General features: G+C 62.8%; 19 protein-coding genes. 9 read left to right on the top strand and 10 right to left on the bottom strand.

Going from position 1 to position 20830, the window contains the following annotated elements; translation table 11 throughout:
* Window positions 1-48: 48 nt before the first annotated feature.
* Window positions 49-1677: a glucan biosynthesis protein D gene (locus tag BM300_RS26065; RefSeq protein WP_063322818.1), complete on the bottom strand. Its 1629-nt coding sequence runs from the start codon at window positions 1675-1677 to the stop codon at window positions 49-51.
* Between the two features lie 361 nt (window positions 1678-2038).
* Between BM300_RS26065 and BM300_RS26060 the strand changes: the two genes are divergently transcribed.
* Entirely contained in the window at window positions 2039-2224 is a 186-nt protein-coding gene (locus tag BM300_RS26060; RefSeq protein ID WP_092143945.1) for a hypothetical protein, read from the top strand.
* 44 nt (window positions 2225-2268) lie between these two features.
* On the opposite strand, the gene BM300_RS26055 is transcribed toward BM300_RS26060, so the two are convergent.
* The 9 genes from BM300_RS26055 to BM300_RS26015 form a co-directional block, all read right to left on the bottom strand.
* Window positions 2269-2568, bottom strand: a complete 300-nt coding sequence (locus tag BM300_RS26055; RefSeq protein ID WP_092349114.1) for a type II toxin-antitoxin system RelE/ParE family toxin — start codon at window positions 2566-2568, stop codon at window positions 2269-2271.
* On the bottom strand, window positions 2531-2794 hold the full coding sequence (locus BM300_RS26050; protein ID WP_063322816.1) for a CopG family ribbon-helix-helix protein: 264 nt from the start codon (window positions 2792-2794) through the stop codon (window positions 2531-2533). The genes BM300_RS26055 and BM300_RS26050 overlap by 38 nt, the downstream gene beginning before the upstream one ends.
* Window positions 2795-2940: 146 nt before the next feature.
* Window positions 2941-4365, bottom strand: coding sequence for a gamma-aminobutyraldehyde dehydrogenase (locus BM300_RS26045; RefSeq protein WP_092223292.1), 1425 nt, complete (start codon window positions 4363-4365; stop codon window positions 2941-2943).
* A gap of 82 nt (window positions 4366-4447) precedes the next feature.
* The gene (locus BM300_RS26040; RefSeq protein ID WP_057448389.1) at window positions 4448-5266 is read right to left on the bottom strand and encodes an ABC transporter permease; all 819 of its coding nucleotides are present in this window, start codon (window positions 5264-5266) and stop codon (window positions 4448-4450) included.
* Complete coding sequence (locus tag BM300_RS26035; RefSeq protein ID WP_092223290.1) at window positions 5256-6203, bottom strand: ABC transporter permease; 948 nt, start codon at window positions 6201-6203, stop codon at window positions 5256-5258. The genes BM300_RS26040 and BM300_RS26035 overlap by 11 nt, the downstream gene beginning before the upstream one ends.
* 1 nt (window position 6204) lies before the next feature.
* On the bottom strand, window positions 6205-7242 hold the full coding sequence (locus BM300_RS26030; protein WP_003198125.1) for an ABC transporter ATP-binding protein: 1038 nt from the start codon (window positions 7240-7242) through the stop codon (window positions 6205-6207).
* Between the two features lie 233 nt (window positions 7243-7475).
* Window positions 7476-8627, bottom strand: coding sequence for a putative ABC transporter substrate-binding protein YdcS (gene ydcS, locus BM300_RS26025; protein ID WP_092223288.1), 1152 nt, complete (start codon window positions 8625-8627; stop codon window positions 7476-7478).
* Window positions 8628-8717: 90 nt separating this feature from the next.
* Complete coding sequence (locus tag BM300_RS26020; RefSeq protein WP_092464397.1) at window positions 8718-10175, bottom strand: gamma-aminobutyraldehyde dehydrogenase; 1458 nt, start codon at window positions 10173-10175, stop codon at window positions 8718-8720.
* Window positions 10176-10319: 144 nt separating this feature from the next.
* Entirely contained in the window at window positions 10320-11234 is a 915-nt protein-coding gene (locus BM300_RS26015) for a LysR family transcriptional regulator (protein ID WP_018611075.1), read from the bottom strand.
* 184 nt (window positions 11235-11418) lie between these two features.
* On the opposite strand from BM300_RS26015, the gene BM300_RS26010 reads away from it, so the two are divergent.
* The 8 genes from BM300_RS26010 (at window position 11419) to BM300_RS25975 (ending at window position 20773) form a co-directional block, all read left to right on the top strand.
* Window positions 11419-12129: a tellurite resistance TerB family protein gene (locus BM300_RS26010; RefSeq protein ID WP_092143963.1), complete on the top strand. Its 711-nt coding sequence runs from the start codon at window positions 11419-11421 to the stop codon at window positions 12127-12129.
* A 318-nt stretch (window positions 12130-12447) separates the two neighbouring features.
* Window positions 12448-14070: a methyl-accepting chemotaxis protein gene (locus BM300_RS26005; RefSeq protein ID WP_092143966.1), complete on the top strand. Its 1623-nt coding sequence runs from the start codon at window positions 12448-12450 to the stop codon at window positions 14068-14070.
* Window positions 14070-14606, top strand: coding sequence for a chemotaxis protein CheW (locus tag BM300_RS26000; RefSeq protein ID WP_092143969.1), 537 nt, complete (start codon window positions 14070-14072; stop codon window positions 14604-14606). Before BM300_RS26005 ends, BM300_RS26000 begins: the two co-directional genes overlap by 1 nt.
* Window positions 14603-15868: a CheR family methyltransferase gene (locus tag BM300_RS25995; protein ID WP_092464395.1), complete on the top strand. Its 1266-nt coding sequence runs from the start codon at window positions 14603-14605 to the stop codon at window positions 15866-15868. Before BM300_RS26000 ends, BM300_RS25995 begins: the two co-directional genes overlap by 4 nt.
* Window positions 15865-16536: a chemotaxis protein CheW gene (locus BM300_RS25990; RefSeq protein WP_092223282.1), complete on the top strand. Its 672-nt coding sequence runs from the start codon at window positions 15865-15867 to the stop codon at window positions 16534-16536. The genes BM300_RS25995 and BM300_RS25990 overlap by 4 nt, the downstream gene beginning before the upstream one ends.
* A complete protein-coding gene (locus tag BM300_RS25985; protein WP_092464393.1) occupies window positions 16533-18797 on the top strand; it encodes a hybrid sensor histidine kinase/response regulator in 2265 nt (754 codons plus the stop codon). The genes BM300_RS25990 and BM300_RS25985 overlap by 4 nt, the downstream gene beginning before the upstream one ends.
* Window positions 18794-19726, top strand: coding sequence for a chemotaxis response regulator protein-glutamate methylesterase (locus tag BM300_RS25980; protein WP_092464391.1), 933 nt, complete (start codon window positions 18794-18796; stop codon window positions 19724-19726). The genes BM300_RS25985 and BM300_RS25980 overlap by 4 nt, the downstream gene beginning before the upstream one ends.
* 45 nt (window positions 19727-19771) lie before the next feature.
* Window positions 19772-20773, top strand: coding sequence for a response regulator (locus BM300_RS25975; protein ID WP_092464389.1), 1002 nt, complete (start codon window positions 19772-19774; stop codon window positions 20771-20773).
* The last annotated feature ends 57 nt before the right edge of the window (window positions 20774-20830 follow it).

Below are 20830 nucleotides of genomic sequence, written 5' to 3'. Positions count from 1 at the left end.
GGCGGAAATATTCGGTGTCTATAGCTGTCTCATCGCGAGCAGCAGGGCTCAGGGGTACTTGCGCTTATCCGGCGCCGGCGGGAAGTACTGGTACAACCAGGTCTCGCTCAAGGTGCGGTCCTTGGTGCGAATGAACAGGCGCATCTGCACCGGCTCCACACTGTCGTCGGTCGGGTGCCAGTCGAAGGTAATGCGGTAGCCCTTGATCGCATCCAGCACCAGCACATTGAAGTCCTTCACTTCGCCGTGGGAGCAGGTCACCACCGGTTCGATGCCGGTGCCCGGCGGCAGTTGGTCGAGGCCGCCGCCGCTGAAGTCCACGGCAAAGCGACGGGCCCAGACGGTCGGGTAATGCTCTCCCGGTGCCCAGCCTTCGATGAAACCGCCCATGCCTGAGCGGGTGGCGTCGACGCGGGCCAGGTCCGTGCTGACCGGCGGCAGCGCGCTCCAGTAGAGCTTGTAGCCATAGTTCAGCGAGTCACCGGCGGCCACCGGTTTTTTCGGTGTCCAGAACGCGACAATGTTGTCCAGGGTTTCGCCGGTGGTAGGAATCTCCAGCAAGTCGACCGAGCCTTCGCCCCAGGCCGTCGTCGGTTCGACCCACAGGCTTGGGCGCTTGCTGTACCAGTCCACAGTGTCCTGGTAGCTGGCAAAGTCGTGGTCGGTCTGCACCAGGCCGAAACCTTTCGGGTCCTTGTCGGCGAAGGCGTTGAATTGCAAGGTGGCGGGGTTGTTCAACGGACGGCACACCCACTCGCCGTTGCCGCGCCACATGGCCAGCCGGTCGGAATCGTGGATTTGCGGGTGAATGGTGTCGCACATGCGCCGTTCGACGGTGCCACAGCTGAACATGCTGGTCATGGGCGCGATACCCAGTTGCTCGATGGCGGTACGGGCATTGATGTGCGCGTCGATCTCCATCACTACCCGGGTTGGCTGGCAATCGATGTCAAACCGATAGGCTCCGGTGGCGCTGGGAGAGTCGAGCAGGGCATAGACCACGAACCGGGTGCTGTTCTTTTCCGGGGTTTCGAACCAGAACTTGGTGAAGTCCGGGAATTCTTCGCGTTGCTTGGCGTAGGTGTCGATGGCCAAGCCGCGGGCCGACAGCCCGTACTGGCCGCTGGCATCCACGGCGCGGAAGTAGCTGGCCCCCAGAAACGAAACGATGTCGTGTCGGTCCAGTTCCGGCGCCTTGAAGACGCGAAAGCCGGCGAAGCCCAGGTCACCCTTCAATTGCGCGGTGTTGACCGTGGTTTTCTGATAGTTGAACAGTTCCGGACGGAAGTGCACCTCACGGGCCATACGCGTCTTCGGATCGACGCTGTACATGCGCACCGGTTGCTTGAAGCCCATGCCGACGTGGAAGAACTGCGCATCCAGTTGCCGCCCGTCCAGGTCATTCCACAGCGAGTGGTTGACGTCGTACTGGATGGCGTTGAACTGCAGCGGAGACATCAGGGCCAGGGTTTCTGGCAGGACTTGCTTGGTGTCGACATAGCGGCTCTCGGCCAGCCGTCGGGCTTGATCTTTCAAACCGTTGAAGTCGAAAGGACGGGCTTCGCCGTCGGCAGTCTGATCGGCGGCCCAGGCGCGTGCGGCCATGAGCCCGGAGGCTGAAAGCCCGGTGTAGGCGGCGAAGGCCATGGAGGCCTTGAGCAGATTCCTGCGGTGCATAAATACAACCTTTCTCGAAACAATCCCGAGCCGTTCCTGGCAACAAAGACTGATAAGGGAGTTCGGACATGCCTTTGGCCAAACGCGACGAACGTTAGAACAGATGCCTGAGAGCTGGATCGGTTCACCGAGGCGCAAAATCATAGGGGAAATACGGGCTTTGAGAGCAAGGAAAGCGTGGCTTGGTCAAATTTTCTTACAGTTATTTCTTTTTTTATATCGATTTCGACTTTTTTTGACTAATTACTCTAAAACTCCCTTTTCACGCTTTGAATCCTCCCTATTCTTTAGCGTGATAGACGATCTAATCCGGGTTCAGACGGGGCTATCAGGTTAACCTCGACGTAAAGAAGGACAACTCATGACAAAAATACAGGGCATTACCGAAATGCTGGGGATCTTTCCTGGCCTGACCAACCCGCGCAGGCCACGCCGGCTCAGCCTTGAAGAATTGAGACTGGTGGAGCGTTATCGGGAGTTGTCGGAAAACGACCGCATCGCCATGCGCTACCTGGTGGATGCGATGAGGAGTGTTTCGCGGTTTTGAAGCGTGGCGCAGGTGAGCGGTCGGGGCAGGCGCGCCGGCCGACATCACTCCACCGACCAGTCCTGGGGACGTTCGGTGCGCTGGTGCAGTATCCGCAGGACTTGTAGTTGTCCCTGCTCGAGCCGGTACGGGGCAACGAACGGGTAGCGTGTCAACACCAGCTCTCGAATATCGGGAACGACCGAAGGACGGCCCGAGCCGGGAAAGCGTTGCAGTTGGCGCAATGTCTCCAGGATGGCGAAGATGACCTCATCGGCGCCTTCTGCGCCGATAGCGCTTTGGTAATGTTCGTGGATCGAGTCGAGGTCACTCTGTGCTTTGTCGGTCAGTACGATGCTCGGCACGCTTTGCCCACTTAGCCTTCACGGCGTCCAGATCGGTCAGATTTCCAGCGTCGGCATCGGCCATGCCTTCGCTGATGGCTTGCAGATGCCAGGATTCGGCTTCCACATATCGAACCAGTGCACGCTTGAGGTGATATTGGCGGTCGCGGTCGGTGGCGGCAGCCAGCAAGTCCAGCTGTTGGGCCAGACCTTCTTCCACACGAAAGGACAAAACGGGCGAGGCCATGGCTGATCTCCAAGGTGTATACGTTGTAGACACCCTAGGTGCTGCCAGGATTTCCGTCAACCGGCGGGCGTGCACCGATCGACGAAAACCTTAGCAGGACGAACGCCGGGCAGGCGCGAGCATGTGTTGCCAACGTTGTCTTGTCGTCAATGCTTGAACATCACATGCCGCACCACCGTGTAGTCCTCCAGCCCATACATGGACATGTCCTTGCCATAGCCGGAACGTTTCTGACCGCCATGGGGCATTTCGCTGACGAGCATGAAGTGCGTGTTCACCCAAGTGCAGCCGTATTGCAGGCGTGCCGACAGGCGATGGGCACGGCCAATGTCGGCGGTCCACACCGATGAGGCCAGGCCGTAGTCCGAATCGTTGGCCCAGGCCAGTACTTGTGCTTCGTCGAGGAACGGGGTGACGGACACCACTGGCCCGAAGACTTCCCGGCGGACGATTTCGTCATCCTGCTGGGCGTCGGCCAGCACCGTCGGTTCGAAGAAAAAACCGTTGCCGTCCACCGCTTTGCCGCCGGTGACCAGGCGGATATGAGGCTGGGCGATGGCCCGCTCGACGAAAGCGGCCACGCGGTCGCGGTGCTGGGCGGTGATCAGCGGGCCCATTTCGGTGTCCGGCGCGGTTTGCAGGCCGTATTTGATGCTGCCCACCGCGGCACCGAGTTTCTCGACGAACTGCTCGTAGATGCCTTGCTGGGCATAGATGCGGCAGGCGGCGGTGCAGTCCTGGCCGGCGTTGTAGAAACCGAAAGTGCGAATGCCTTCCACCGCCGCGTCAATATCGGCGTCGTCGAAAATGATCACCGGGGCCTTGCCGCCCAGTTCCATGTGCATGCGCTTGACGCTGTCGGACGTGCTGGAAATGATGTTCGAGCCGGTGGCGATGGAGCCGGTCAGCGACACCATGCGCACTTTCGGGTGGGTGACCAGCGGATTGCCGACGGTCTGCCCACGGCCAAAGATCACGTTGAGCACGCCGGCCGGGAAAATTTCCGACGCCAGTTCCGCCAGGCGCAACGCCGTCAGTGGGGTTTGCTCCGACGGCTTGAGCACCACGGTATTGCCGGCCGCCAGGGCCGGGGCGATTTTCCAGGCGACCATCATCAGCGGGTAGTTCCACGGCGCGATGGAGGCGATGACGCCCACCGGATCGCGACGGATCATCGAAGTGTGCCCCGGCAGGTATTCGCCCCCCGCCGAACCGCTCATGCAGCGGCTGGCACCGGCAAAGAAGCGGAATACGTCGGCAATCGCCGGGATCTCGTCGTTCAGCACGGCGCTCAAGGGTTTGCCGCAGTTGTCCGACTCCAGCTTCGCCAGTTCTTCGCCGTGGGCTTCGATGGCATTGGCCAGCTTGAGCAGCAACAGGGAGCGGTCCTTGGGCGGTACTTGCGACCAGGCTTCGAAGGCGGCATCGGCGGCGCGCACGGCGGCATCGACCTGGGCCTCGCTGGCCTCGTTGATTTCCACCAGTACTCGCCCCAGCGACGGGTTGAACACTGCCTGGCCGGGGCCTTCGCCGTTCACCAGGTGGCCGTTGATCAGCAGTTTGGTTTGCATGTCCAAGTCCTCTTCAATCTTGTTTGTGACTCCTGTGGGAGCGAGCAAGCCCGCTCCCACAAGGGATCCGGTTCCACCGTGACTATTTCCCGCCGCTACCGGCCACGCTCTCACCGCCACGGGTCAGGTAATACGCGCCCAATATCGGCAACATCGTGACCATCATCACCAGCATCGCCACCACGTTGGTCACCGGCACATCGCGAGGGCGGCTAAGCTGGTTGAGCAGCCACAGCGGCAAAGTGCGTTCGTGGCCGGCGGTGAAGGTGGTGACGATGATCTCGTCGAACGACAGCGCGAACGCCAACATCCCGCCGGCCAGCAGTGCCGACCCCAGGTTAGGCAGGATGATGTAGCGAAAGGTCTGCCAGCCGTCGGCGCCCAGGTCCATCGAAGCCTCGATCAGACTGTGGGAGGTGCGGCGCAGGCGGGCGATCACGTTGTTGTAGACGATCACCACGCAGAAGGTTGCATGGCCGACGACGATGGTGAACATCCCGGGTTCGATGCCCAAGGTCTTGAAGGTCGCCAGCAGCGCGATACCGGTGATGATGCCCGGCAAGGCAATCGGCAGGATCAGCATCAGCGAAATGCCCTGTTTGCCGAAAAAATCCCGGCGGTACAGCGCCGCCGAGGCCAGGGTGCCAAGCACCATGGCGATCAGTGTGGCGATGGCCGCGACCTGCAACGACAGCTTGATCGCTTCCAGTACATCCGGGCGCGAGAAGGCGACGCTGAACCACTTCAAGGTCAGGCCCTTGGGCGGGAAGCTGAACGCCGCGTCCTCGGTATTGAAGGCGTAGAGGAAGATGATCAGGATTGGGAAGTGCAGGAACACCAGCCCGCCCCACGCCGCGATCCGCAAGCCCCACGAGGCCCGGTCTTGAGAGTCAGAGTGCATCGAAAGCTCCCAGTCGCTTGACGATGGATAAATACAGCGCGATCAGCACGATGGGCACCAGGGTGAACGCCGCGGCCATGGGCATGTTGCCGATGGCGCCTTGCTGGGCGTAGACCATGCTGCCGACGAAGTAGCCCGGCGGGCCCACCAGTTGCGGCACGATGAAATCCCCCAGGGTCAGCGAGAAGGTGAAGATCGAGCCGGCGGCGATGCCGGGGATCGACAGCGGCAGGATCACCTGCATGAACGTCTGGTGTGGCCTGGCGCCCAGGTCGGCAGAGGCTTGCAGCAGCGATGGCGGCAGGCGCTCCAGGGACGCCTGGATCGGCAGGATCATGAACGGCAGCCAGATGTAGACGAACACCAAAAAACGCCCCAGGTGTGAGGTGGACAAGGTGCTGCCCCCCACGCCCGGGATCCCCAGCACGAACTGCAATACCGGCCCCAGGCCCAGGTGCTGGACGAACCATTGCGCCACGCCGCCCTTGGCCAGCAGCAGTGTCCAGGCATAGGCCTTGACGATATAGCTGGCCCACATCGGCAGCATCACCGCGATGTAGAAAAACGCCTTGGTCTTGCCACTGGTGTAGCGCGCCATGTAATAGGCAATCGGGAACGCGACGATGGCGCTGGCGATGGACACCGCTATCGCCATGCTCAGGGTGCGCAAAATGATGTCGAAGTTCGACGGTTGGAACAGCGCGGTGAAATTCGCCAGGGTCAGGTCCGGCGTGACCGTCATGGTGAAGTCGTCGAAGGTGTAGAAACCTTGCCACAGCAAGGTCAGCAGCGAGCCCAGGTAGATTGCGCCGAACCAGATCAGTGGCGGCACCAGCAACATCGACAGGTACAGGTTGGGGCGCCGGTACAGCAGGTTGGAAAAGCGTCGCAACGGTGAGCCGGGCGAGGGCGTTTGAGCGATGGCCAGGGTGTTCATCTCACACCTCGCCACTGACGGTGTCGTGCAGCGCGACCATCGCCTCCCGCGCCCAGCGTACGCTCAGATGCTGGCCGGTCTGGTGCTGCGCCGTGTTGTCGAGCCACTGGGTGTTGGCCTGGCTGAGGTTCAGGGTCTGGCCGTTGGCAAGTTTCAACTCGTAGCGCGTGGCGCTGCCCTGATATTGGATGTCGTGCAGCAGGCCGTGGACTTCGATCTCACCACTGGCCAACGGACCCTCGGCGAAACGCACGTGTTCCGGGCGAATCGAGAACGGCTGTGGATAACCGCTCAGTTCCCGGGCCAACTCACCGCGGATCACGTTGGAGGTGCCGACGAATTCGGCGACGAAGGTGGTCGCCGGTTTCATGTACAGGTTGCGTGGGGTGTCGACCTGTTCGATGCGCCCCTTGTTGAACACCGCCACGCGGTCGGACATCGACAGTGCTTCGGTCTGGTCGTGGGTGACGAAAATGAAGGTGATGCCCAACTGGCGTTGCAGCTTTTTCAACTCGCCCTGCATCTGTTCACGCAACTTCAAGTCCAGGGCGCCCAAGGGCTCATCGAGCAGCAACACCCGTGGGCGATTGACCAACGCGCGCGCCAGGGCCACGCGTTGGCGCTGGCCGCCGGAGAGCTGCACCGGCTTGCGTTCGCCGTAGCCGCCCAGGGCAACCATCTCCAGCGCTTCGTCGGCGCGCTGGATGCGCTCGGCCTTGGCGACGCCTTTGACTTTCAGGCCGTAGGCCACGTTGTCGCGCACGTTCATATGGGGGAAGAGGGCGTAATCCTGGAAAACCGTATTGACGTCGCGCTGGTACGGCGCGAGCCCGGTGGCCTCTTCGCCATGGATGCGGATCGAGCCGGCACTGGGTTGTTCGAACCCGGCGATCAGCCGCAGGCAGGTGGTCTTGCCCGAACCGGATGGGCCCAGCATGGAAAAGAACTCGCCGTCCTGGATGTCGATGCAAACCCGGTCAACGGCTTTCACATCGCCGAACTGACGGGATACCTGGGTGAATTGGACTGCAAGCGTCATGGTGCGGGGCTCCAAAAAGCGCGACTTCTATTGAGTCATGGCTGGATTGTCGGGCACGGACCTGTGGCGAGGGGATTTATCCCCGCTGGGGGCGAAGCCCCCCAAAACCTGACACCTGCGGGTATCAGGCAGATTGAATCGCCTGCTTTGGGGCTGCTTCGCAGCCCAGCGGGGATAAATCCCCTCGCCACAAGAGCGGTGCTCAGCTCCGGTTTTTTCGCCGACTGAGGGACTTAGCGCCCGCCCATGATCGCAATGTAGTCCTGGGTCCAGCGACTGTACGGCACGAACTTGCCGCCCTCGGCCTGTGGGGTTTTCCAGAAGGCGATCTTGTCGAACTGATCGAAACCGTTGGTCTTGCAGCCTTCGGCGCCCAGCAGTTCGCTGCCCTTGCACGCCGCTGGCACCGCCGGCAACGAGCCGAACCAGGCGGCGACGTCACCCTGGACTTTCGGTTGCAGCGACCAATCCATCCACTTGTACGCGCAGTTGGGGTGCTTGGCCTCGGCGTGCAACATCGTGGTGTCGGCCCAACCAGTGGCACCTTCTTTGGGAATGGTCGAGGCGATCGGTTGCTTCTCGTTCATCAGCCCGTTGACCTGATACGGCCAGGCGCCGGACGCCACCACGCCTTCGTTCTTGAAATCGCTCATCTGCACGGTGGTGTCGTGCCAGTAGCGGTGGATCAGCGGTTGCTGGGCCCGCAGCAATTCCAGCACGGCCTTGTACTGCGCCTCGTCGAGTTGATACGGGTCCTTGATGCCCAACTCAGGCTTGGCGGTCTTGAGGTACAGCGCCGCGTCGGCGATGTAGATCGGACCATCGTAGGCTTGCACGCGGCCTTTGTTCGGCTTGCCGTCGGGCAGGTTCTGGGCGCTGAACAGCACGTTCCAACTGGTGGGCGCCTGCTTGAACACGTCGGTGTTGTACATCAGCACGTTCGGGCCCCACTGGTACGGGGTGCCGTAGGTTTGCTGGTTGACCACGTACCACGGTGCATCCTTGAGGCGCGGATCGAGGTTTTTCCAGTTGGAGATCAGCGCGGTGTTGATCGGCTGCACACGCTTGCCGGCAATCAGCCGCAACGAGGCGTCGCCCGAGGCGGTGACCAGGTCGTAGCCACCCTTGGTCATCAGGCTGACCATTTCGTCGGAGGTGGCGGCGGTTTTCACATTGACCTTGCAACCGGTTTCCTTCTCGAAACCGGTGACCCAATCGTAGGCCTTGTCGCTTTCGCCGCGTTCGATGTAACCCGGCCAGGCAACGATATCCAGTTGGCCTTCGCCGGCACCGACGGCCTTGAGCGGTTCGGCGGCCTGGAGGCTGACGCTGGTCAGCAGCGCCGTGGTGAGTGCACTGAGCAATACGGTCTTGTGCGCGTACATGGAAATCCCTCTTGCTTTAATTATGGTCGGGGCAGTGTTTCAACGGGGTGAAGCGCCATTGAAGGCCTGTTATTAGAGTAGTGCTGTTACCTACAGATGCTGGCCGTGGCGGGCCATGATGTGGCGCACCACGCTGTAGTCCTGGAGCGAATCGCTGGACAGGTCTTTCCCGTAACCCGAACGTTTCAGGCCGCCGTGGGGCATTTCGCTGACCAGCATGAAATGGCTGTTGATCCAGGTGCAGCCGTATTGCAGGCGCGCCGCGACCTGCATGGCCTTGTCCAGGTTTTGCGTCCATACCGAGGACGCCAGGCCGTATTCGGAGTCGTTGGCCCAGTCCACCGCCTGGCTGAGTTCGTCGAAGCGGGTCACGGTGACCACCGGGCCAAACACTTCGCGCTGGACGATTTCATCGCTTTGCTTGCAGCCGGCCAGCAGCGTGGGTTGGTAATAGAAACCGGCGCCGGAATGCACTGCCGCGCCAGTGATGCGTTCGATGTGCGGCTGGCCGAGGGCGCGCTCGACAAAACTGGCCACGCGGTCGCGCTGGCGGGTGCTGATCAGCGGGCCGATCTCGTTGTCGGCGTCGCGCTTGCCGGCAAAGCGCAGGCTGCTGACCGCCGCACCGAGTTCAGCCACCAGGCGATCGTGAATCGCGCCTTGGGCGTAGATCCGGCACGCCGCGGTGCAATCCTGCCCGGCGTTGTAATAGCCGTAGGTGCGCACGCCTTCGACCACGGCCTGGATGTCGGCGTCGTTGCACACGATCACTGGTGCCTTGCCGCCCAGTTCCAAGTGCGTGCGCTTGAGGGTTTTCGCTGCTGCCTGAAGGATCTTCTGCCCGGTGACGATATCGCCGGTCAGCGAGACCATGCGCACCTTGGGATGGCTGACCAGATGGCTGCCCACACCTTCGCCGCCCCCGCAGAGGATATTGATGACGCCTCGAGGCAGGATCTGCGCCAGTGTCGGCGCCAGGGCCAGGATCGACAGCGGTGTGTGTTCCGACGGCTTGAACACCAGCGTATTGCCGGCCGCCAGGGCCGGGGCGATTTTCCACGCGGCCATCATGATCGGATAGTTCCACGGTGCGATGGACGCCACCACGCCAATCGGGTCGCGGCGCACCATGCTGGTGTAGCCGGGCAGGTATTCGCCACTGAGCTGGCCGGTCTGGCAGCGCACGGCGCCAGCGAAGAAACGGAATACATCCACCGTCGCATTGAGGTCGTCCTGGCGCGCCAGGTGCAGCGGCTTGCCGCAGTTCAGGGATTCGAGGCGGGCCAGCTCATCGGCGTTCTTTTCGATGGCGCTGGCGATGTCCAGCAGCAGGTTCGAGCGTTGTTGCGGCGTGGTGCGCGACCAACCGTCGAAGGCCTGATGGGCGGCGAGGATCGCGGCTTCGACTTGCTCGGTACTGGCCTCGGCGATATGAGCCACCACTTCGCCGGTAGCTGGGTTGAGAATCGGCTCGACAATGCCTGCACCGGGAACGAGTTCCCCGTCGATCAGCAACGCGGTGCACAACGGGGTTTGCATACCAGCCATGTCCGATTTCTCTTTTTATGTCGGTTGAAACACCGAACCTGTGGGGGCGAGCTTGCTCGCTCCCACAATGGAATGGGGTGATGCAGCAAGACTAGTGCTCAGCCTCAAGGCCGACAAATTCGAAATACTCAAGGCTGCGTTCGATTAAATAGATGGCTTGCGCCCGCCATGAGGCTGTTCCCGGGCGACGGCCAGGAACGGGTCGACCGACGCCGGTCGCGCCGTGCCCCGGCGCCAGGCCAGGCCGACGTCGAGGGTCTGGTTGAGGTCGGCAATCGGTCGTGCTTCGATGATGTCACCCTCCAGCGACCAAGGCCGGTAGGTCATGTCCGGCTGGATCGACACGCCCAACCCCGCCGCCACCAGGCTGCGCACCGCTTCGGTCGATGCCGTACGCAGGGTGATCTTCGGTTGCAGGCCGGCACCGCGCCACAGGCGTTGGGCGTTACGGTCCATTTCATCGACGTTCAGCTGGATCAGCGGCTCGCGGGCCACGTCGGCCAGGTTGATGCTGTCGTGTTCCAGCAATGGGTGCTGCGCCGGCAGCCACAAGCGGTGTGGTGAATGCGTCAGCACTTCGGTCTGCAAGGCATGGCGGTCTTCCAGGTTGGACAGGATCAACACCCCGACGTCGATTTCGCCGCTGACCAGTAAATGCTCGATGTAGGGCCGCTCGTCCTCCATCACCCGGATTTCCACGTTGGGATAGGCGCGCTGGAAACGGGTCAGCAGGTCAGCCAGGTAATAGCCGGCGACCAGGCTGGTGACGCCGATGGTGACTTGGCCGGCGACCTGGTCGGTGCTCTGTTGCAGGCTGCGCTTGGCGTTGTCGACCGTAGCCAGGATCAAATGGGCCTGGCGCAGGAATTGATGACCCTGATGGGTCAGGGTCATGCCTTTGGCGTGGCGGTTGAACAGGCTGACGCCGATTTCCTGCTCCAGTTGCTGGATGGCCAGGGTCAAGGTCGACTGGGAAATGAACGCCGTTTGCGCAGCGGCGGAGATCGAGCCGGTTTCGGCCACAGCGATGAAATGGCGGATCTGGCGCAGGGTCATCATGGTCGAATACCCGGTGGGCGATTTTTATCAATGTGCTGGAGTGTATATCGTTTTTTTAGAAGGGTAGGTAAGTGTGTCTTTGAATGAGCCAGGCAACATCTGGAAGCAATCTCGCCAACGGCGCCGGGGCACTTTCGATCTACGCTGGGGGCCTTAAGTTGACCCGAATAGGTGGAGACAACAAATGAACACCCGTGGATTGCTCGATCAGCTTCTCAAGTCCGGCCAGGAAATGTTGCAGAACAAGGCTGGCGGGTCCCAAGGCAAGTCATCCGGCGGTCTGGGTGGATTGCTCGGCGGCTCCGGCAACCTGGGCGGGATGCTTTCCGGCGCGGGCGGCGGGGCACTGGCCGCCGGCGCCATGGGCCTTTTGCTGGGCAACAAGAAAGCCCGCAGCTTCGGCGGCAAGGCCTTGGCTTATGGCGGCCTCGCAGCCTTGGGCGTGATCGCCTACAAGGCCTACGGCAACTGGCAGGCCCAGCAAGGCACCGCGCCGAAATCCGAACCGCAGACCCTCGACCGTGTACCTCCGGCGCAGGTCGAGCAGCACAGCCAGGCGATCCTCAAGGCGCTGGTGGCGGCGGCCAAGGCCGACGGCCATGTGGACGAGCGCGAGCGGCAGTTGATCGAAGGCGAGTTCACCAAGCTCGACAACGACCAGGAACTGCAACACTGGCTGCACGCCGAACTCAACAAGCCCCTGGACCCCACCGACGTCGCCCGCGCCGCCAGCACCCCGGAGATGGCGGCAGAAATGTACATCGCCAGCGTAATGCTGGTGGACGAGGAAAACTTCATGGAGAAGTCCTACCTCGATGAACTGGCGCGCCAACTCAAATTGGAGCCGGGGTTGAAAGTGGAACTGGAAAAACAGGTGCGCCAGGCGACCGCCTAGAACAGCCCCAGCGCTATTCCCTGATCCACCGCCATCGCGAGCAGGCTCCCACAGAAGGGCGCAACCCCTGTGGCGAGGGAGCTTGCTCCCGCTGGGTGGCGCAGCCGCCCCAAACCAGCCGATGCGGTGGGTCAGCTCATACCGCGTCGGTCCGTTTGGACGTGCTCCACACGCCAGCGGGAGCAAGCTCCCTCGCCACAGGGCTCTCATCTGGCCCTGGACGATTAATGAACCTTGCCTTCGCACCACGCCGCCCTTAAGTCACCACGCAACCCTCGGCTATACTCCCCAGCATTTTCAAGTGCCCGAGGTTTTACTGTGAAGAATTGGACATTGCGCCAACGCATCCTGGCGAGTTTTGCGGTGATCATCGCCATCATGCTGTTGATGGTGGTTGTCTCGTATTCACGGTTGTTGAAGATCGAGGACAGTGAAGAAAACGTCCGGGTCGATGCGGTGCCTGGGGTGTATTACAGCTCCATGATTCGCGGTGGCTGGGTGGACAGCTACGTCTTGACCCAGCAAATCGTCGGCCTTTCGGGCAACCGGGAAATCACCGCCGAGGACAAGGCCCGCTACCAGGGCTTCGAGCAGCACCTGCGCGAAGAAATACAGAACTATCAGAAACTGATCCAGGACCCGGCCGACCAAGTCTCTTTCGACGAGTTCGAAGTCAATCACCAGGATTTCAACAAGGCCTTGGCGAAGGTCCTGGACCTGTATCAGCGCAAGGATTACGAAGGGGCGCGACTGGCGTTGAACACAGAGCTGACCAAGGCGTGGCTCGACGGCCGCGGGCACTTGAACCAGATCATCGAGCGCAATCGCGAACTGGCGCAAAGTGCCACCCAGACCATTGGCGACGCGGTAACGGCGGCCAAGATCGCCATGGGCCTGTCGTTACTGGTCGCGCTGGTCGTCGCCGTACTCTGTGGCCTGTTACTGATGCGGGCGATCATGGGGCCGATGAACCGCATCGTCGAGATCCTCGAGGTCATGCGCAGCGGCGACCTGAGCGGGCGCCTGAACCTGGCGCGCAAAGACGAATTCGGTGCCGTGGAAACCGGCTTCAACGACATGATGGCCGAGCTGACCTCACTGGTGTCCCAGGCCCAGCGCTCTTCCGTGCAGGTCACCACCTCGGTCACCGAGATCGCTGCGACCTCGCGCCAGCAACAGGCCACGGCCACCGAAACCGCCGCCACCACCACTGAGATCGGCGCGACCTCCCGGGAAATCGCCGCCACCTCCCGAGACCTGGTGCGCACCATGACTGAAGTGTCCACCGCCGCCGACCAGGCCTCGGTGGCCGCTGGCTCTGGCCAGCAAGGCCTGGCGCGCATGGAGGAAACCATGCATTCGGTGATGGGTGCCGCCGATCTGGTGAACGCCAAGCTGGCGATCCTCAACGAGAAGGCCGGCAATATCAACCAAGTGGTGGTGACCATCGTCAAAGTGGCCGACCAGACCAACCTGTTGTCCCTCAATGCGGCCATCGAGGCCGAAAAGGCCGGTGAGTATGGTCGTGGTTTCGCCGTGGTCGCCACTGAAGTACGACGCCTGGCCGACCAGACCGCCGTGGCGACCTATGACATCGAGCAGATGGTGCGCGAGATCCAGTCCGCGGTATCGGCCGGCGTGATGGGCATGGACAAGTTCTCCGAAGAAGTGCGCCGAGGCATGGCCGAAGTGCAACAGGTGGGTGAGCAGCTATCGCAGATCATCCATCAGGTCCAGGCCCTGGCACCGCGGGTGTTGATGGTCAACGAAGGCATGCAGGCCCAGGCCACCGGTGCCGAGCAGATCAACCACGCCCTGGTGCAACTGGGCGATGCCAGCAGCCAGACCGTGGAGTCCCTGCGCCAGGCCAGTTCCGCCATCGACGAACTGAGCCAGGTAGCCGTAGGGCTGCGCAGCGGCGTCTCGCGTTTCAAAGTCTGATGGGCGAACTCGAGACCCGGCGTGGCGCCGCACCGACGGCCCGCCAGTCGTTGTTCCTGGTGTTCTGCATCGGCAACGAACGTTACGCCCTGCAGGCCATCGATGTGGTGGAAGTGCTGCCGCGCCTGCCCCTCAAACCGATCGCCCGGGCGCCGTCCTGGGTGGCGGGGGTGTTTGCCTGGCGTGGCACGGTGGTGCCGGTGATCGACCTGTGCGCCCTGACCTTTGGCCAGAGCGCCGAGGCCCGGACCAGTACGCGACTGGTGCTGGTGCGCTATCAGGGCGACGCGCAACAAACGGGACAGGTGCTGGGCCTGATCCTTGAGCAGGCGACCGACACCATGCGCTGTGACCCGGCCGATTTCAAACCCTATGGCCTGGACAACCGGCAGGCGCCGTACCTCGGCCCGGTACGCGAAGATGCCCAGGGGTTGCTGCAATGGGTGCGGGTCAATGACCTGCTCGATGAGTCGGTTCGGGCGCTGCTGTTTCCTGCGCCGCCGCTGAACCTCGACGACCTCGAGGCAACGCCATGAACAACGACCAGCGTTTTTTCGATTTTCTCAAGGAGCGCATCGGCCTGGATGTGACCTCCGTCGGCACCGCGATCATTGAGCGAGCCGTGCGTCAGCGCATCGGTGCCGTGCCCGGGCGAACCGCCGATGAATATTGGCAGGGCCTGCAGTATTCGGCCCAGGAGCAGCAAGCGCTGATCGAAGCGGTAATCGTCCCGGAGACCTGGTTCTTTCGCTACCCTGAATCCTTCGCCACCCTCGCCAGGCTGGCCGTCAAGCGCCTGGCCGAGATCAAGCACCTGCGCGCGCTGCGCATCCTCAGCTTGCCGTGTTCCACCGGCGAAGAACCTTATTCGATTGCCATGGCCTTGCTCGACGCAGGCCTGGGACCGCATCAGTTCAAGGTGGACGGCCTGGATGTCAGCCCGCTGTCGGTGGCGCGGGCCAAGGAAGCGCGTTACGGCAGGAATTCCTTCCGTGGTGCGGAGCTGGGTTTTCGCGAGCGGTACTTCGACGCCGAAGACGAGGGCTACCGCCTCAGCGAGCGGGTATGCGAACAGGTGCGTTTGCAAGTGGGCAACCTGCTGGATCCGGCCTTGTTGGTGAACGAGGCACCTTACGACTTTGTGTTCTGTCGCAACCTGCTGATCTATTTCGACCAACCGACCCAGCAGCAGGTGTTCGAGGTGCTCAAGCGCCTGACCCATCAGGACGGTGTGCTGTTTATCGGCCCCGCCGAGGGCAGCTTGCTGGGCCGATTGGGCATGCGCTCGATCGGGATCGCCCAATCGTTCGCCTTCAGCCGCCAGGGGGCACCCGAGCCGCAACCGTTGCCGGCCTTGATGCCGACCCCGCTGCCGGTTCGTCAGCCACCGCCCCGCGTTGTCCCGCCGGTGATTCGGCCGCGGCCGTTTGCGGCAAGCGTGACGCCGATTGCCGAACCCAAAAGCAGTGACGCTGCGGCCTTGCTGGCCAATATTGCTGCCCTGGCCAACGGTGGCAAAAGCGCCGAGGCCCGCGTGGCTTGCGAGGCCTACTTGCGCAGCCACGCGCCAAACGCCCAGGTGTTCTATTGGTTGGGCCTGCTCAGCGACATGGCTGGCAGCGCCCTTGAAGCCCAGGGTTTTTATCGCAAGGCGCTTTATCTTGAACCGCAACACGCCGAGGCCCTGGTGCATCTGGCGGCGCTGCTGGCTTCCCAGGGAGACGCGGCCGGAGCCCGTCGATTGCAGGAACGCGCCGCCCGTAGCGGGCGCGCGGCAGACAGTGAGCACAAACGATGAGCGGTTCGGCTTCTTACACCGTTACCCATGACGATGCCCAGGCTATCGACGACTGCTGGAATCGCATCGGCGTGCATGGCGACAAATCCTGCCCGTTGTTGGTCGAGCATATTCACTGCCGCAATTGCTCGGTGTATTCGGCGGCCGCCACCCGGTTGCTCGACCGTTATGCCTTGCCTCAGGATCAGCGGGATCTGTCTCTTGCCCCTGCGGACACCGATGTGGTCACGCGCTCGCTGCTGATGTTCCGCCTCGGCGAGGAATGGCTGGGCCTGACGACGCGCAGCCTGGTGGAAGTGGCGCCGTTGCAGCCGATCCATTCCTTGCCTCACCAGCGCTCGCGGGCCTTGTTGGGGGTGGCGAATGTACGCGGGGCGCTGGTGGCCTGCCTGTCGCTGGTGGAGCTGTTGGATCTGGAACCCGGCGCGGCGGTGGTTTCCGGCGCGCGGGTGATGCCGCGCATGTTGATTGTCGCGGCCAAGGGCGGGCCGGTGGTAGTGCCGGTGGATGAGGTCGACGGCATCCACGCCATCGATGAACGCGTCCTGGCGAGCGCTTCGCAATCGACGGGCAAGTACACCCGTGGTGTGCTGCCCTTCAAGGGCCGTAGCCTGCGCTGGCTGGATGAAGAACAACTGCTGTCCGCCGTGGCTCGGAGCCTGTCATGACCCCTGACCAGATGCGCGACGCCTCGTTGCTGGAGCTGTTCAGCCTGGAAGCCGAAGCCCAGGTCCAGGTACTGAGTGCCGGCCTGCTGGCCCTGGAGCGCGATCCGACCCAGGCCGATTACCTGGAGTCGTGCATGCGCGCGGCGCATTCCCTCAAGGGCGCGGCACGTATTGTCGGGGTGGACGCTGGGGTCAGCGTGGCCCATGTGATGGAAGATTGCCTGGTCAGCGCCCAGGAGCAGCGCCTGGTGCTGGGCGCTGAACACATCGATGCCTTGCTGCAAGGTACTGACCTGCTGATGCGCATCGCCACCCCGGGCAACAGCGTCGGTGCCCCGGATATCGACGCCTATGTGGCGTTGATGGGGCGGCTGCTTGATCCCAACGCGCCACAGGCCCCGGCAGTAGTCGTACCAAGCGTCGAGACAGCGGTCGAGCCGCTACGCATCGAGCTGACGGAAGTGGAACCGCCCCCGGCAACGGAGCCGGCCCCCAAGCACAAACGGGTCACCGAAGGCGGCGAGCGGGTCTTGCGGGTCACGGCCGAACGCCTCAACAGCTTGCTCGATCTGTCGAGCAAGTCCCTGGTGGAGACCCAGCGCCTCAAGCCCTGGCTGGCGACGATGCAGCGGCTCAAGCGCCAGCAAAGCACCGGTTTGCGCGCCCTTGAAGAGTTGAATGTACACCTCAAGGACCATGCCCTGAGCCTGCAAGCCCAGGAAGCCCTTGGCGATGCCCGCCGTTTGCTCGCCGAAACCCAGCAAATGCTGGCGCAGAAAACCGCCGAGCTGGATGAGTTCGCCTGGCAAGCCAGTCAGCGGGCGCAGGTGCTGTACGACACGGCGCTGGCCTGCCGCATGCGCCCGTTCGCCGATGTGCTTTCGGGTCAGGCTCGCATGGTCCGTGACCTGGGCCGCAGCCTGGGCAAACAGGTGCGCCTGGAGATTGAAGGCGAGAAAACCCAGGTCGACCGCGATGTGCTGGAAAAGCTTGAAGCGCCACTGACCCACTTGCTGCGCAACGCCGTGGACCACGGCATCGAACCCCCGGAACAACGGATACTGGCCGGCAAGCCTGCCGAAGGCGTGATTCGTCTGCGCGCCTCCCATCAGGCTGGCCTGCTGGTCCTGGAATTGGCGGACGATGGTGCCGGGGTAGACCTGGAACGGGTGCGCCGCAGCATCGTCGAGCGCGGCCTTTCCCCTGAGCAAACCGCCGCCAGCCTGAGCGAAGAGGAACTGCTGACTTTCCTGTTCTTGCCCGGTTTCAGCTTGCGCGACAAGGTCACCGAAGTGTCCGGGCGCGGCGTCGGCCTGGACGCGGTCCAGCACATGGTCCGGCAACTGCGCGGCGCGGTGGTACTGGAGCAGACGGCGGGCGAGGGCAGTCGTTTCCATCTTGAGGTGCCGCTGACGCTGTCGGTGGTGCGCAGCCTGGTGGTGGAAGTCGGCGATGAAGCGTACGCCTTTCCCCTGGCCCACATCGAACGCATGTGCGACCTGGCGCCGGAAGACATCGTTCAGGTCGAAGGCCGCCAGCATTTCTGGCACGAAGGCCGGCATATCGGCTTGGTCGCCGCCAGCCAGTTGCTCAATCGCCCGGCGACGCAAGGCAGCAGCCAAACCCTCAAGGTCGTGGTGATCCGCGAGCGCGAGACGATCTACGGCGTGGCGGTGGAGCGCTTCATCGGCGAGCGAACCCTGGTGGTCCTGCCCCTGGACGAACGCCTGGGCAAGGTCCAGGACATTTCCGCCGGGGCCTTGCTCGACGACGGCTCCGTGGTGTTGATTGTCGATGTCGAAGACCTGCTGCGTTCGGTGGACAAGTTGCTCGATACCGGACGCTTGGAGCGCATTGCCCGGCAGAACCAGGCCCAGGCCCCGCGCAAGCGGATCCTGGTGGTGGACGATTCCCTGACCGTGCGCGAGCTGCAACGCAAGTTGTTGCTCAATCGCGGCTATGACGTGGCGGTGGCGGTGGATGGCATGGATGGCTGGAATGCATTGCGCTCGGAGGATTTCGACTTGCTGATCACAGACATCGACATGCCGCGCATGGACGGCATTGAGCTGGTGTCGCTGTTGCGGCGTGACAACCGGCTGCAATCGCTGCCGGTGATGGTGGTGTCCTACAAGGATCGTGAAGAAGATCGCCGCCGTGGCCTCGACGCCGGTGCCGACTATTATTTGGCCAAGGCGAGTTTCCATGACGACGCCTTGCTTGATGCCGTGGTCGAATTGATCGGAGGGGCGCGCGCTTGAAGATCGCCATCGTCAATGACATGCCCCTGGCGGTCGAGGCCCTGCGCCGGGCCCTGGCGTTCGAGCCGGCGCACCAACTGGTCTGGGTGGCCGCCAACGGGGCCGAGGCGGTGCAGCGTTGCGCCGAGTACACCCCGGACCTGATCCTGATGGATTTGCTCATGCCGATCATGGATGGTGTGGAGGCCACCCGGCGGATCATGGCCGACAGCCCCTGCGCGATCGTGATTGTCACCGGGGACAGCCAGCAGAATGTCCACCGAGTGTTCGAGGCCATGGGCCATGGCGCGCTGGATGTGGTCGATACCCCGGCCCTGGGTGTCGGTAATCCGGCGGACGCGGCGGCACCGCTGCTGCGCAAGATCACCAACATCGGCTGGCTGATCGGTGAGCGCAACAAGCATGAGCGCCCCGCGCCGGCGGCGCAGCGTGCGGCAGTGTCGCGCAAGAGCCTGGTGGCCATCGGGTCGTCGGCGGGCGGGCCGGCGGCGCTGGAAGTGCTGCTCAAGGCGCTGCCGCGTCACTTTGCCCCGGCCATCGTGCTGGTCCAGCATGTGGACGAGGTGTTCGCTGCAGGCATGGCCGAGTGGCTGGGCAGCGTGTCGGGCCACACGGTGCGCCTGGCCCGGCACGGCGAGACGCCGCAAAGTGGTACGGTGTTGCTGGCCGGGACCAACCATCATCTGCGTTTGTTGAAGGACGGCACCCTGGCCTATACCGCCGAGCCGGTGAACGAGATCTACCGGCCCTCCATCGACGTGTTTTTTGAAAGTGTTGCCCAGTACTGGAGCGGTGACGCGGTGGGCGTATTGCTCACCGGCATGGGCCGCGACGGTGCACAAGGGCTTAAACTCATGCGCCAGCAGGGCTATGTGACCGTCGCCCTGGACGCTATCGCGCCACGGTTGTTGGAGATTTTTACCCCATGAAGAATTCCGCCCGCGTTGCCTCAGGCCGTACTCAGGTAAGCCACCATGAATGATCTGCAGCTCGACGAATTCAAGCGCGAAGAGAACGCCGCCATGGTCTTGCTCGTTGACGACCAGGCGATGATTGGCGAGGCGGTGCGGCGCGGGCTGTCGAATGAAGACAACATCGACTTCCACTTCTGCTCCGACCCTCACCAGGCCATCGCCCATGCGGTTCGCATCAAGCCGACGGTGATTCTCCAGGACCTGGTGATGCCCGGCCTGGATGGCCTGAGCCTGGTGCGCGAGTACCGTAACCATCCGGCCACCCGTGATATCCCGATCATTGTCCTGTCCACCAAGGAGGACCCGCTGGTCAAGAGCGCGGCGTTCGCCGCCGGGGCCAACGACTACCTGGTCAAGTTGCCGGACAACATCGAACTGGTGGCGCGCATCCGCTATCACTCGCGTTCCTACATGATGCTGTTGCAACGCGACGCGGCCTATCGGGCACTGCGGGTCAGCCAGCAGCAACTGCTCGACACCAACCTGGTGCTGCAACGCTTGATGAACTCCGACGGCCTGACCGGCCTGTCCAATCGCCGGCACTTCGACGAATACCTGGAACTGGAATGGCGCAGGGCGATGCGCGACCAGAGCCAACTGTCGCTGCTGATGATCGATGTGGACTACTTCAAGGCCTACAACGACAACTTCGGCCACTTGGAGGGCGACGAAGCGCTGCGCAAGGTCGCCACGGCGATCCGCGAGGCGTGCAGCCGTCCCTCCGACTTGCCAGCCCGTTACGGCGGCGAGGAGTTCGCCCTGGTCCTGCCCGGCACCTCGCCGGGCGGCGCCCGGCTAATGGCCGAGAAACTGCGCCAGGGCGTCGTCGCCCTGAAAATCCCCCATACCATGCCTGACGGCGGCGAGAACCTGACCATCAGCATTGGCGTCTCGACCGTCACGCCGCAGCAAGGTGGCGATTGCCGGCAACTGATCTCGGCGGCGGACAAGGGGTTGTACCTGGCCAAGCACAATGGGCGGAATCGGGTAGGCTTCGAATAACCCCTAGCCTGGCGAGATTGCTTTTGTGGCGAGGGAGCTTGCTCCCGTTGGGCTGCG

Source organism: Pseudomonas sp. NFACC46-3 (assembly GCF_900114515.1).
In the GTDB taxonomy this organism is placed as follows: domain Bacteria; phylum Pseudomonadota; class Gammaproteobacteria; order Pseudomonadales; family Pseudomonadaceae; genus Aquipseudomonas; species Aquipseudomonas fluorescens_Q.
This window is presented reverse-complemented; position numbering and strand designations above follow the sequence as displayed.

What these genes read in the sequence shown, in the direction of transcription:
- BM300_RS26065 (WP_063322818.1), bottom strand. Translation starts at nt 1,677, where the DNA reads ATGCACCGCAGGAATCTGCTCAAGGCCTCCATGGCCTTCGCCGCCTAC.
- BM300_RS26060 (WP_092143945.1), top strand. Translation starts at nt 2,039, where the DNA reads ATGACAAAAATACAGGGCATTACCGAAATGCTGGGGATCTTTCCTGGC.
- BM300_RS26050 (WP_063322816.1), bottom strand. Translation starts at nt 2,794, where the DNA reads ATGGCCTCGCCCGTTTTGTCCTTTCGTGTGGAAGAAGGTCTGGCCCAA.
- BM300_RS26045 (WP_092223292.1), bottom strand. Translation starts at nt 4,365, where the DNA reads ATGCAAACCAAACTGCTGATCAACGGCCACCTGGTGAACGGCGAAGGC.
- BM300_RS26040 (WP_057448389.1), bottom strand. Translation starts at nt 5,266, where the DNA reads ATGCACTCTGACTCTCAAGACCGGGCCTCGTGGGGCTTGCGGATCGCG.
- BM300_RS26035 (WP_092223290.1), bottom strand. Translation starts at nt 6,203, where the DNA reads ATGAACACCCTGGCCATCGCTCAAACGCCCTCGCCCGGCTCACCGTTG.
- BM300_RS26030 (WP_003198125.1), bottom strand. Translation starts at nt 7,242, where the DNA reads ATGACGCTTGCAGTCCAATTCACCCAGGTATCCCGTCAGTTCGGCGAT.
- ydcS (WP_092223288.1), bottom strand. Translation starts at nt 8,627, where the DNA reads ATGTACGCGCACAAGACCGTATTGCTCAGTGCACTCACCACGGCGCTG.
- BM300_RS26020 (WP_092464397.1), bottom strand. Translation starts at nt 10,175, where the DNA reads ATGGCTGGTATGCAAACCCCGTTGTGCACCGCGTTGCTGATCGACGGG.
- BM300_RS26015 (WP_018611075.1), bottom strand. Translation starts at nt 11,234, where the DNA reads ATGATGACCCTGCGCCAGATCCGCCATTTCATCGCTGTGGCCGAAACC.
- BM300_RS26010 (WP_092143963.1), top strand. Translation starts at nt 11,419, where the DNA reads ATGAACACCCGTGGATTGCTCGATCAGCTTCTCAAGTCCGGCCAGGAA.
- BM300_RS26000 (WP_092143969.1), top strand. Translation starts at nt 14,070, where the DNA reads ATGGGCGAACTCGAGACCCGGCGTGGCGCCGCACCGACGGCCCGCCAG.
- BM300_RS25995 (WP_092464395.1), top strand. Translation starts at nt 14,603, where the DNA reads ATGAACAACGACCAGCGTTTTTTCGATTTTCTCAAGGAGCGCATCGGC.
- BM300_RS25990 (WP_092223282.1), top strand. Translation starts at nt 15,865, where the DNA reads ATGAGCGGTTCGGCTTCTTACACCGTTACCCATGACGATGCCCAGGCT.
- BM300_RS25985 (WP_092464393.1), top strand. Translation starts at nt 16,533, where the DNA reads ATGACCCCTGACCAGATGCGCGACGCCTCGTTGCTGGAGCTGTTCAGC.
- BM300_RS25975 (WP_092464389.1), top strand. Translation starts at nt 19,772, where the DNA reads ATGAATGATCTGCAGCTCGACGAATTCAAGCGCGAAGAGAACGCCGCC.